We start from the raw sequence: 13,172 nt of genomic DNA on the forward strand, positions 1-13,172 counted from the left end.
CACGTGGGCTCCCGAGTAGTCGGGGATCCGAGTCGACTAGACCATCTGCGGAAAACCGAGATCGATCTCTGACGTGGCCGGGTCGGGCCAGCGGGTGGTGACGACCTTACCGCGGGTATAAAAGCGGATGCTGCCGCTCATGCCGCCCGAGACCGGAGCATCGACGAAGCGAAAACCGGCCGTGGCTGCGGCATCGTGTAATGCCTGGGCCGTGTCGATGTCGATCGTCGACGAGTCCACCAGCAGGGTTGCCTTGTCGGCCGCAGCCAGCACTCTCTCGTCACCGAAATACACAGCGCGGGCGTGCTCGCCCTTCGGCAACATGGTGAAGACGACGTCGGCGTCGGCGACCGCGTCGGAAATGCTTCGCGCGGCGGTGACGCCCGTTTTCACTGCTACGGCGACGGCATCCGGATTCAGATCGAAGCCGCGCACCTCGTGACCGGCGGCCACCAGGTTTGCTGACATGGGCCCACCCATGTTGCCCAATCCGATCCATGCGACTACTGACATGACGAAGCTCCTTTGTTTGTGCGCTGCCCCCACCCTCGCAGTCGGATAGAGTGCAATCAAGGCAATATTTTAAAGGAAATATGTGCGCAGATGCACATGCGCGAGAAGACGGATCCGTGAATTCACGCGCGCTCCCGAGCCCGAACGACCTGCTCGTGCTGCTCACCGTGGCTCGGCTGGGTCGGCACGCGGTCGACGCGGCCGAGGCGATCGAAGACCGGCTCGGCGCCCTCACGACGGCGATCAGACAGACCGACCCGCTGTCGGGGTTGTTGCGCATCAGCACGATCGACGGTTTCGGGGCCGAGATCGTCACGCCGGCGCTCGTGCAGCTGCAGCAGAGACATCCGCGCATCAATATCGAAATGTTCAGCGCCACCCGTAAGGTCAGTCAGAACCGGTCGGGCGTCGACCTGGAGATCGTGGCCGGACGTAACGACGTCACGAATGCGCAGGAGATGTTTCTCACCGACTATTTCTTGCGGCTCTACGCCAGCCGCGAGTATCTTCTCAGCCGCGGTACACCCCAATCGCTGGACGATATTCAGTCGCACAGTTTCGTGTCGTACGTCGAGAGCGCCCTGCTCGTCACCGATCTCGGCTACCGGTCCTCCGAGCTGCCCGAGCCCGCCACGACCTTTCAGTCGATTCGCCTGTTCGCGCAGCTGGAGGCGGTGCAGGCAGGCGCCGGTATCGGGCTTTTGCCAAATTTTCTCGTGCACGATCGGCCGGAACTCATTCCGGTACTGCCGGACGACTTTCTACGCCAGCTGCCGATCTGGGCGGTCGTCCGGGCCGAATCGCTGCGCTCTGCAGTGGTGCGCGCCGCGGTCGAGGCCATCACGCTCGAGATCGCCAGTCGGCCGGCCGCTTTCAGTGACTGACCGGACAAGCGGATACCTGGCTCACCCGCGAAGAAACGACGGTTCGATCGAGGGGATCAGGCCGTCGTTTCCGTGCGACAAGCCAACAGCGGCTGGATCCGGCGGTGACCGAAGTGACCTGGTGGCCGAGCGAGACGCCGGAGGAGCGCATGCACGCGTTGTCCAGGGGAATGAGCGCGGCACCGGTATCCTCGAGGTACAACAGTGAGGTGGATCAACGGTGGCACACGCGCATCCGCTGCACGCTGACCTCGAAGTGTCGTGCCTGTGCTGTCTGGCCGTGCAGCCGTTTCACTTCACCTCGACGAGTGATCAGGTGGTCTGCACCCTCTGCCTGCACCATATCGGGGCTGAGAAGAGTGAGCGTCGCGACCTCGAGCACGTGCGGTTGTGGGCGGCGCGCTGGGGCGCATCAGAGACCGCTCACGAAGAGTACATCGCAGAAACGGATGCCCTGCTCGTCGCCAGAGACCAGGACCTGACCATTCTGCGAGACCAGGTCGCCGAGCTCGGTGCCCTCGTCGCCGGCCGGTTCTCGGCGGGGATCGAGGGGGTGCGCGGCCTGCTGCAGAACGATCTGGTCAGGCGTGCCGAACGCAACACCGAACTCGCCCGCCGGCAGATCGACTGGGCGATGGCCGGCCTGTGGCGCATCGCCGCGCTGCACCACGACGGTCCGGCCGCGAAGTGTTCCTGCGGCCGCACCGCCGGAACCTGCGCGGAGAGCGCCGCGATCGACTCGCTCCGCCAGGGGCTTGGCGACTGGGAGAAGAAGAACGTGCTGCTGCTGCAGGAGGGTCGGCGGCACGGCCTGCCCGCCGAGCATCCTGCAGTGCTGGCACAGCGCATCCGCTGAACCAGCGCTCAACCAGCGCTGAGAAGAGTAGCGTCTGATGGCGACCGGCTCGCCGAGCGGCGGACGCCGCACGAGGAACGCGGCCGGAATCGCGAACCGTGCGATGATCGCGCCGCACAGGAACGCACCATGAATGCCCGACGCCGCCGCCGAGACCTCGTTATCCCTGTGCAGGCGAAATGGTCGGCCCGCGTCGGCGGAGTCACCAGGACTTTGGACCATCGCCGGCCCGCTCTCCTGCAGTCAGGCCAGGCGCCGCTGGAGATAGGGGGCGGTGCGGCTGGTGGGGTGGGCGGCCACCGTGGCGGGGGTGCCGGCGGCGACGATGCGGCCGCCCTGGTCGCCACCGGACGGGCCCAGGTCGATCACCCAATCGGCGGCGGCGACCACATCCATCTCGTGTTCGACCACGACGACGGTGTTACCGGCGTCGACCAGGCGCCCGAGTTGCTGCATGAGCAGCTCGACATCGGCGGGGTGCAGCCCGGTTGTCGGCTCGTCGAGCAGGTAGAGCGTGTGACCACGACGGGCGCGCTGCAACTCGGTTGCCAGCTTGATGCGCTGGGCCTCGCCGCCGGAGAGCTCGGTGGCCGGCTGCCCGAGGCGCAGGTACCCAAGCCCCACCTCCCGCAGGGTTTCGAGGCTGCGCGCGGCGACGGCGACATCGGTGAGAAAGACGAGCGCGGCATCCACTGTGAGGCCGAGCACCTCGGCAATGTTCTTGCCGCGGTAGGTGACCTCGAGTGTTTCGGGGTTGTAGCGCGCCCCCCCGCACTGCGGGCACGGCGCGTAGCTGCCCGGCAGAAAGAGCAGTCCGACCGCCACGAAACCCTCGCCGAGGCAGGTCTCGCAGCGGCCACCGGCCACGTTGAACGAAAACCGTGACGCAGTGAAGCCGCGCGCTTCGGCCTCGTCGGTGGCGGCGAAGGTGGCCCGCACGGCGTCGAACAGGCCGGTGTAGGTGGCGAGGTTGGACCGCGGGGTGCGGCCGATCGGCTTCTGATCCACCTGGACCAGGCGATCAATGGCCTCGAGCCCGGTCACCTCGGCTACCGTCAGGCGTTCCTCGAACTCCACCTCAGCATCGGGGTCGCCGAGGTCGAGCACCGGTACGTCGTCTGGTTCGGGATGCAGATGCCGCCCCACGGCTTCGGCGAGAACCTGGCTGACCAGGGTCGACTTACCCGAGCCTGAAACACCGGTCACGGCCGTCAGTACCCCAAGCGGAATCTGCGCGTCGAGGCCCTGCAGGTTGTGCCGGGTGATGCCGGTCAGGCCCACCCAGCCCAGCGGATGCCGCAGCTCGCCCCGCACCACCGGCTCACGGTCCGCAAGAAACAGGTACTGCCGCGTGATGGAGGTCTCTACCTCCGCGAGGCCGGCGGTCGGCCCGCTGTAGAGGACCTCGCCGCCACCTTCGCCCGCCCGGGGGCCCACGTCGACGACCCAATCGGCGCGACCGACGACATCCATATTGTGTTCGACCACGAAGACCGAGTTGCCCGACAATTTGAGCTGCTCGAGTACGAGCAGCAGGGGCTCGGCATCCGCTGGGTGCAGGCCGGCCGAGGGCTCATCGAGCACGTAAATGACACCGAACAGTCCAGAACGCAGCTGCGTGGCGATGCGCAGCCGTTGCATTTCACCGGGCGACAGGGTGGGGGTCGACCGGCCGAGCGCGAGATAGCCGAGTCCCAGCTCGAGCAGCACGTCGATGCGGCGCAGCAGGTCGCCGGCCAGGGTGATGGCGACCTCCGACGAACCAGGGCCGCCAGACACGATGGGCCGCAGAACCTCGGCCAGGGCCGTCATCGGCAGGGCATTGAGCACCGCGATCGAGTACCCGGACACCGTGACGGCCAGGGCGTCGGGCTTCAACCCGCTGCCGCCGCAGAGGGGGCACGGGCCGGTGTCGACGTACCGCAGCACGCGCTGCCGCACGTTCGGACTCTTGCTGTCGGCGAGGGTGTGCAGCACGAAACTCTTCGCGCTCCAGAATCGGCCCTGGTATGGCTTGGCGATGCGATCGCGTTGCGGAACGACTTCCACGACCGGCTGCTCCTCCGTGAACAGAATCCAATCCCGGTCGGCGCGGGACAGGTCCTGCCAGGGCCGGTCGATGTCATAGCCGAGCACCGCGACGATGTCGCGCAGGTTCTTGCCCTGCCAGGCACCGGGCCAGGCCGTGATGGCACCCTCTCGAATACTCAGGGTGGCATCGAGCACCATCGACGCTTCGCTGACCGTGTGCGCCATTCCCAGACCATGGCAGCGCGGGCAGGCGCCCATCGCGGTGTTCGGCGAAAAGGAGTCGGATTCGAGTCGGCCGGCCGCATCCGCCGGATATATACCAGCACGGGAATACATCATGCGCATCGAATTGGACAGGGTTGTCACCGTACCGACACTGGATCTGGAACTGGGTGTTCCCCGGCGTTGTTGCAGGGCGACCGCCGGCGGTAGCCCGGTGATCTCGTCGACATGCGGCGTATGCCCCTGCGCGATCAGGCGACGGGCGTACGGCGCGACCGACTCGAAGAAGCGGCGCTGAGCCTCGGCGAAGATGGTGCCGAAAGCGAGCGACGATTTGCCCGAACCAGATACTCCGGTGAAGGCGACGATCGCATCCCGCGGCACGTCGACGTCGACGTTGCGCAGATTGTTCTCGCGGGCTCCGCGAACCCGCACGAATCCATCCCCAGGGACGGAGGAAATGGCCGACTGATTCGTATTATCTGGAGGCATCGCGCCAGATTACCTCGTCCCCGTGCAAATCGCGCGGGAACCCGGGCTTCAACGCCTAGTGGAAGGCGCTGACCCCGGTCAGATCGCGACCGATGAGCAGCGACTGGATACTCTCGGTGCCTTCGTAGGTGTGGATGGACTCGATGTCGGCGAGATGCCTGATGACGTGGTTCTCGAGCAGGATGCCGTTACCGCCGAGCATGTCACGGGCGAGCGAGGCGAGAGTGCGAGCCGCCCGGGTGTTGTGGAACTTCGCGAGGCTGGCCTGGATGGGCCGCAGGGTGCCGGCAGCGTCCAGTTCGGCGAGCCGCATGCAGTGCAGCTGCATCGAGGTGAGTTCGGAGAGCATGAGGGTGAGGCGCTCCTGCACGATCTGAAAACCGGCGATGGGCTTGCCGAACTGCACGCGTTGCTGCGAATAGTTCAGGGCCGCCTCGAAGACCGCGGTGGCGTGCCCGAGCGCCGACCAGGCCACACCGAGCCGGGTCGCAAATAAGACGACCGCGGTGTCCTTGAAGGTGTGGGTACCCGGCAATACGGCGTCGAGCGGAATCCGCACATCGGTGAGGGTGATGCGGGCCTGATGCACCGCGCGCAAGGATCCCTTGCCGAGCATGGTCTCGCCGTGGTAGCCGGGCAGGGACTGGTCGACCAGAAAGCCGCGTACGTTGCCGTCGTCGTCGCGGGCCCAGACCACGGTCACGTCGCCGACCGAGCCGTTGCCGATCCATTTCTTCTCGCCGTTGATGACCCATTCGTCGCCGTCGCGGTGCGCGGTGGTTTCGAGGGCCACCGAGTCCGAGCCATGGTCGGGTTCGGTCAGGGCGAAGGCGCCGAGCTTGTCCGCACGAGCCAGAGGAACCAGCCAGGTAGCCTTTTGTTCGTCACTGCCGAACATGGCGATGCTGCGCAGGGCGAGGCCGCCCTGCACGGCCACGACGGTGCCCATTGAACCGTCGCCGCGGGAGATTTCCATATTCACCAGTCCGGCCGCGAGTGGTGACATGGGGGTGAGGCCCGGGCCCGTGACGCCATCGGTGAGGAGGTCGAGTTCACCCAGCCGGCGAGCCAGATGCAGCGGATACTCCGCCTTGTCCCAGGCCGCGCTCAGCTCGTCGAGCGTCTCGACCGCAAAGGAGCGCGCCCGGCTCCAGAACGCCCGATCGGCGGCTGGAACATCGGCGAAGACACCATAGTAGTCAGTGTCGAGGGGGGCGGAGACATCGTAATCGGGCATCAGAGCCTTTCGCAGTAAGCGAGTGTGACTCCAGTTCTACCTGACACTGGGTTTCAGGTCAAGTGACACATAGTGTCAAACTGTTGAGGAGCGGAGCCGGTCCTCGATCGCCCGGGCTACATCTGCGGGCAGGGTCGAGGCCGGAAACACCGCGACCAGTAACTCGCTGGCGGGCGTGGCCGCGGCTGCACGGTGCGCACCGGTCGGAGCAAACCGCTGGCGTACCGCGTGCAGCTGGGCCGCCAGGCCTGCCGAATCGAGCAGTTCGCTCGATTCGCCGGCACGGATCATGCGGCGCAGCGCAAAGTTGTGCGTGGCTGTCACGGCCGCGGCGAACTGAATTGCAAGAACCGGGTCGACCCCGGGCAGCTGAAGCCGCAGGTACGCCGCAAAGGTCTTTTCGTAGCGCGAGACCATCACCGTTTCACGGTCACGAAGAACGGATGCCCGGCGCACGACCAGATCCCGCACCCGCACGATCTCGAGGCGTTCTCGAAACCGCGCGAATACGAGTATGGCTGCTTCGCACACGGCCAGCCACGGATCATCGTGCTTGGCGGTGAAATAGTCGGTGATCTGCTCAAGCAGTTCGTCGTGGTCGGCGAAGATCACGTCGTCTTTCGACCTGAATTGACGAAAAAAGGTGCTGCGGGACACCCCAGCAGCGGCGGCCATCTGGGCGGTACTCGTGGCCTCGTAGCCCTGGGCCTGAAACAGGCGAATGGCGATGTCAGCGACGTCGACGCGGCTGCGGACGGTGAGATCGGGTCGCGGGGAGGCTACAGACGGGTCAGACATGGTCTCGCGAAATTAGCACGGAATCGCCGGAAGAAATCGATGGGTGCCCCGACTGGCGCAGGCACAAGGTTTCCCCAAGGCGCACGTCGCACTCTTACAGCATTCGCTCACCCTGAAGAGATAGGTCCGTCATGAGCAGGTTCGAAGGCAAAGGGATCGTTCGAAGCAACAGCACTTCCAGCGGAATGCGAGGTAGTCCGCCTCCCCGAGAAGGTGGAAGACCACCGCACGTCTTCGGAAAACCTATGCGCCTGCTCGCCGCAGGCATGGCCGCCGTGCTCTACGCCGGGCTGGGCTTGACAGCTGCGCTCCCGGCCCAGGCGGCCGTCGCGCCGGTCGGGCAGGGGTTCACCGTCACTCCCTCGGACCTCGCCTACATTCTCAAGCAGATCAAGATAGCGGAAACGCACGTCGCCAATACCACCTCGGCCACCGGCCCGTGCGGCGCCCTCGTTGGAACCGGACCCAATCAAATCGCCAGCCCGCTGCTCTCACTCGGGCTGCGCACGGTCGACGGCTCCTGCAACAACCTGCAGCCCGGTCAGGCTCAGTTCGGCGCGGCCGATCAGGTCTTCCCGCGCCTCGCGACACCGGTGTTCTCGAGTGCAGATGTCACACCCTCCGGATTCGGACCGCCGAACCAGACCTCCTACGCCCAGAAAAAGGGCCTGGTCTTCGACAGCGAGCCACGCACGGTTAGCAACCTGATCGTCGACCAGACGTCGACCAATCCGGCCGCCATCGCCGCAGCCGGAAACCCCGTGCGCACCCAGGGCAACGCGGGCGTCGTGGCGTGCACCACCGACCCGAGTCCGACCGTGCCGTTGGGTATTCCCGCGGGCTGTATTCCCTCCAACCAGACGTTGTTCATGCCAAACGTGACGACCGACGTCGGCCTCTCACCGCCGTACAACTCGATGTTCACCCTGTTCGGTCAGTTCTTCGACCACGGGATCGATCAGACAGTGAAGGGCGGGGGCACGGTCTTCGTGCCCCTCAAAGCGGATGACCCGCTGCGCGTTTCCGGCCCCGACGGGATCGTCGGCAACGGCGACGAGGTTCCCGCCAACCAAGCCTTCATGGTGCTGACCCGGGCGCAAAACCAGCCCGGCCCCGATGGCATCGTCGGCGACAACCCGGCCACTCCCGCCGACGAGAGCGCCGACGATGTTCAAGACGCACTCAATACGGACTCGCCCTGGGTCGACCAGAGCCAGACCTACTCCTCGCACCCTTCCCACCAGGTCTTCCTCCGGGAATACGTGACCGAGGCCGGGCGACCCGTTGCCACCGGCAAGCTGCTCGGAGGACCGACCGGACCCACCGCGGGCGGCATGGCCACCTGGGCCACCACCAAGGCGCAGGCCGCAAACGTGCTCGGGCTGCTTCTGGCCGACAAGGATGTGCTCAACATTCCGATGCTCGCCGCGGATGCCTACGGCAAGTTCATCCCCGGACCAGCGCGCGGCATGCCGCAGTACGCCACCGCGACCGGCCTGGTCGAGGGTGATACGGCCAACCCCGTGCCCGTTCCGAGCAACGTGCTCTCCTTCAACACGCCGTTCCTGACCGACATCGCGCACAACGCGGAGCCGAAGGCCGGACTCACCCCGGACCTCGACGGGACGGCATCCGCTGACTTCGCCAGCCAGCCGGCCGGAACCTACGACGATGAGATGCTCAACGCTCACTTCATCGCCGGTGACGGTCGCGTCAACGAGAACATCGGCCTGACCACCATTCACCAGGTCTTCCACTCGGAGCACGACCGCCTGATCGACACCATTGAGAACACCCTGACCAATGACACCTCAGCCAAGGGCACTGCCGCCCTGGCCGAGTGGAAGCTGGCCGGCGGAGCCGCCGGCTGGAACGGCGAACGCCTGTTCCAGGCTGCACGGTTCGTCACCGAGATGGAATACCAGCACCTCGTGTTCGAGGAATTCGCGCGCAAGGTGCAGCCCGGTATCAACCCGTTCGAACCGTTCGCCTTCACCCAGACCGAGATCAACCCGGCGGTCAAAGCGGAGTTCGCGCACGCCGTCTACCGTTTTGGGCACTCCATGCTGACCGAGACAATCTCGCGTCGCAACGAGGACAAGCCGGGAGCAGACGGACTGTTCGGCACGAGTGATGACGTTCTGGGTAGCCAGAACGACATTTCCCTGCTCGACGGGTTCCTCAACCCACCCGCGTACACCGACGGTGGACCGGATGGGCAGCTGACCTCCGAGGAGGCGGCCGGCAGCGTCATCATGGGCATGAGCGACCAGGTCGGTAACGAACTCGACGAGTTCGTCACTGACACTCTGCGCAACAACCTCCTGGGACTGCCGCTCGACCTGGCCGCGATCAACATGACTCGCGCGCGTTCGGAAGGCGTACCGCGGTTGAACCCGTTCCGTCGCGAGCTGTTCAACAAGACCAACGACGGGGCGCTCAAGCCGTACACGAACTGGATCGACTTCGGTGAGAACCTCAAGCACCCGGAATCGCTGATCAACTTCGTGGCCGCCTATGGTCAGTTCCCCACCATTACCGGCGCGACCACGCTCGACGGCAAGCGTGATGCTGCCCGACTGATCGTCAGTCCCGACGCCCTGGCCGGAGAAGCTTCTCCGGACGGTGCCATGGACTTCATGAACAGCACGGGAACGTGGGCCAACTCGGGCACGCACTCGATCACCGGTCTCGACGACGTCGACCTCTGGGTCGGCGGCCTGGCTGAGATAACGACCCCGTTCGGTGGCCTGCTCGGCACGACGTTCAACTATGTGTTCGAGAACCAGATGACCGACCTGCAAAACGGTGACCGTCTGTACTATCTCGCCCGCACGCCCGGCATGAACCTCCGCACCCAACTGGAGGGCAACTCCTTTGCCGAGCTCATGATGCGCAACACCACGGCGCACACCCTGAAGGCCGACCCCTTCGCCACGGCCGACTGCAAGTTCGAGCTGAAAAACCTGGCTGGAACCGTCGCAGGCTTCGCGGCTTCGGGCAACACCGTCGCCAACGACCCGCAATCCGAGTGTAATGAGACGGCGCTGCTGATTCGCATGCCCGACGGCACGATCAAGTACCGTGCCCGCAACGCGGTCGACCCCGCCGGCATCAACGGCCAGGCCGTCTACAACGGCACCGGCGACGTAGACCGGATCTACGGCGGAAACGACAACGACACCTTCTGGGGTGGCCTCGGCAACGACGTCATCGAAGGCGGTGGCGGCGCCGACGTGGCTCTCGGCGGTGATGGCAACGACATCATCACCGACCTCGCCGGAGACGACGTGCCCAAGGGCGGCCCAGGCAACGACGCGATCGATGCCGGTCCCGGACTCGACATCATCATGGGCGGCGAAGGCAAGGACTTCACGAACGGTGGAGCCAATGCCAACACAACATTCGGCGGCGCCGGCGACGACTTCATCGTTCTCGGTGAAAGCCTCGACGCAGCCTTCGGTGACGGTGGTGACGACTGGGAAGAGGGCGGCAACCAGCCTGACCTCATGATTGGAGACAGCAGCAACCTGTTCTTCCTGGACGACTCGCAGAAGCCGGGTAGCGACTTCATGATCGGCCAGGGCGGCGACGACGACTACGACATGGAGGGCGGCGACGACATTGGCGTCGGTGGTCCTGGCATTGAAAAGGTCGCCGGCGGTTCCGGCTACGACTGGTCGACTGGCCAGGGTGACCCCCAGGCTCAGGACTCCGATCTGGCTCTACCGATCGCCCCGCTGGACATCCTGCAGGTGGGTGTACGCGACAAGTACAACGAAGTCGAGGCACTCTCGGGCTGGAAGCTGAATGACATCCTCCGCGGCGACAACGTGGTTCCCAGCGCCGTGGGCGGCGGCGGCTTTATCGGCTGTGACGTTGTGGACCAGGCCGGAGTAGACCGCATTGCGGGCTTCGACGCGCTGATTCCAGAATTCACGACCACGCTGGCATCCGTTGTCGCACAGTCGGCACAGGGTGACTGCCCGATCCTGACCGGTCCAAACGTCTGGGGCGCCGGCAACGTGCTCCTCGGCGGCGGCGGCAGCGACCTTATCGAGGGACGAGGCGCCGACGATATCATCGACGGTGACGCGTACCTCAGCCTGCGACTGAGCGTTCGGACCAACCCGAGCGACCCGGCGACGGAGATCGGCAGCGCCAGCCTCAACGGCTCGAACCAGAGCGCGATGAGCAGCCAGTACCTGTCTGACGGTGCTGGTGCACTCACCGGACCGACGCTGCAGGAAGCTGTCTTCGCTGGCACGGTCGACCCGGGCGACATCGTGGCGGTACGCGAGATCCTGCAGGGATCTGGCGGTATCGACTCCGCCGTGTTCACCAATGCGGAAGCCGGTTACACCGTCACCACGGTGCCCGTTGGCGCGGCCGTCGGTTCGCCGGGCTCGACCACAACGGTGGTCGACAACGTCGGCACCAATGGCACCGACACCTTGCGGAACATCGAACGACTGGTGTTCTCCGACACCGTGGCTCCGAGCGTTCCCATCATCGGCACTGCAACTGCCGGTGACGCGCAGGCGACCGTGAACTGGACCCCGGCAGCTGGCGGCATCGCCACCAGCTTCTCGGTGAAGGTGCTGGATGCCGCTGGTGCGCAGGTTGGCGCTGTCCAGACGGCAGCTGCAGGCGCGACCAGCCTGGTCGTGACCGGTCTGACCAACGGAACCACGTATCAGTTTCAGGTGTCCGCCACGAACGCGGAGGGAACGAGTCTGTTCTCGGCTTCGTCCAACGCGGTCACGCCGGTAGCGCCGGTTGTGCTGGTGGTGCCGGGAGCCCCAACGATCGGCACCTCGATCGCCGGTGACGCCCAGGTCACCGTGAACTGGCTGGCGCCGGGAGCGGTCACCAACTCGCCGCCGGTCACCGGCTACGTCGTTCGTACCTTCACCGGGGCGGGCGCCACGCCGACGGGCACCACGACGGTGGCCGATGTCACCAGCGCGGTGATCGGATCGCTCACGAATGGAACCGGGTACACCTTCGATGTCGCCGCGATCAACTCGGTCGGCACCGGATTTGCCTCAGATCGTTCGGTGGCAGTCACACCGACCGCACCGGTTGTGCAGGTGGTAGCTGGAGCTCCGACGATCAGAACCTCGATCGCTGGTAACGCCTCGGTGACGGTGAACTGGACGCCCCCGGCGCCGGTGGCTAACGCCGCGCCGATCACGGGCTACCGGGTTCGCACCTTCATCGGAGCGGGCGCGACGGCAACCGGTACCACGACGGTGGCCGACGTCACCAGCGCGGTGATCGGGTCGCTGACGAACAGAACCGGGTACACCTTCGATGTCGCCGCGATCAATGCGGTCGGCATCGGCGCGGCCTCGGCCCGGTCGGTGGCGGTCACGCCGCGCACGGAGTTCGTGGTGCCGACGGTGACGGCGCGCACCCCGGCATCGGGTGCTCGTTCGGTCAGCCAGACCGGCAACCTGACGGCGACGTTCAGTGAGCCGGTCACCGGGGTCAGCGGCACGACGCTCGTGCTTCGGCTGGGTACCACGGCGGTTCCCGCAGTGGTGTCGTACAACGCCACGACGCGAGTCGCGACGCTGAACCCGAGCGCGACCCTGATCGCCGACCGCACCTACACGGCCACCCTCTCGGGCATCCGTGATGTTGCGGGCAATCTAATGGTGGCCAGTTCCTGGTCCTTCACCACCGGTCCGGCACCGACGATCACCTCGAGGACTCCCGCAGCGGGAGCGACCGGAGTGGCGCGGAATGCCAACGTGCTCGCGACCTTCAGTGAAGACATCACCGGAGTCAGCGCCACCACGGTTCAGATCACGCGGGTCTCCACCGGTGCGGTCGTCACCTCGGTGGCGGCGTACAACGCCACCACCAACGTGTTGACCATCAACCCGTCGGTGACTTTGAGTTCGAACGTTCAGTACCGGGTGACTGTCACCGGCGGCAACACGAGTGTTCGAGATCTGGTCGGTAACCCGCTGGTGACGAGCACCTGGACGTTCACGACCGGAACCCTGCTCTAAGGGATAGCTGATCGCTCCACCCGGCCGGCGACTGGTTTCCAGTCGCCGGCCGGTCCCCATTGTCAAAGTCAGTACAACGCCGTTGGACAGCATCATCCAACAGCCAAGCCTTGAGG

Annotated in this window: 6 protein-coding genes and 1 pseudogene; 3 read left to right on the top strand and 4 right to left on the bottom strand. The window is 65.6% G+C overall.

Annotated elements, in window-relative coordinates:
• Positions 1-129 precede the first annotated feature (129 nt).
• A pseudogene (locus tag E3N85_RS01510) lies at positions 130-513 on the bottom strand (NAD(P)-dependent oxidoreductase); the annotation flags it as partial.
• Between the two features lie 116 nt (positions 514-629).
• Between E3N85_RS01510 and E3N85_RS01515 the strand changes: the two are divergent.
• The gene (locus tag E3N85_RS01515; RefSeq protein WP_241978240.1) at positions 630-1,397 is read left to right on the top strand and encodes a LysR substrate-binding domain-containing protein; all 768 of its coding nucleotides are present in this window, start codon (positions 630-632) and stop codon (positions 1,395-1,397) included.
• 220 nt (positions 1,398-1,617) lie between these two features.
• Positions 1,618-2,253 (top strand): hypothetical protein, encoded by a 636-nt coding sequence (locus E3N85_RS01520; protein WP_134458683.1) that lies wholly within the window; start codon positions 1,618-1,620, stop codon positions 2,251-2,253.
• 243 nt (positions 2,254-2,496) lie between these two features.
• Here the strand turns inward: E3N85_RS01520 and E3N85_RS01525 are convergent, their stop codons facing one another.
• From E3N85_RS01525 to E3N85_RS01535, 3 genes are all read right to left on the bottom strand, one after another.
• A complete protein-coding gene (locus E3N85_RS01525) occupies positions 2,497-4,998 on the bottom strand; it encodes an excinuclease ABC subunit UvrA (protein ID WP_134458685.1) in 2,502 nt (833 codons plus the stop codon).
• A 55-nt stretch (positions 4,999-5,053) separates the two neighbouring features.
• Positions 5,054-6,235, bottom strand: coding sequence for an acyl-CoA dehydrogenase family protein (locus tag E3N85_RS01530; RefSeq protein WP_134458687.1), 1,182 nt, complete (start codon positions 6,233-6,235; stop codon positions 5,054-5,056).
• Between the two features lie 75 nt (positions 6,236-6,310).
• Positions 6,311-7,033 carry a TetR/AcrR family transcriptional regulator gene (locus tag E3N85_RS01535; RefSeq protein ID WP_134458689.1) on the bottom strand — a complete coding sequence of 241 codons (723 nt, stop codon included), beginning with the start codon at positions 7,031-7,033 and terminating at the stop codon, positions 6,311-6,313.
• 245 nt (positions 7,034-7,278) lie between these two features.
• On the opposite strand from E3N85_RS01535, the gene E3N85_RS01540 reads away from it, so the two are divergent.
• The gene (locus E3N85_RS01540; RefSeq protein ID WP_166783822.1) at positions 7,279-13,056 is read left to right on the top strand and encodes a peroxidase family protein; all 5,778 of its coding nucleotides are present in this window, start codon (positions 7,279-7,281) and stop codon (positions 13,054-13,056) included.
• The last annotated feature ends 116 nt before the right edge of the window (positions 13,057-13,172 follow it).

The sequence above is a fragment of the Cryobacterium sp. Hz9 genome, assembly GCF_004402825.1.
In the GTDB taxonomy this organism is placed as follows: Bacteria; Actinomycetota; Actinomycetes; order Actinomycetales; family Microbacteriaceae; genus Cryobacterium; species Cryobacterium gelidum.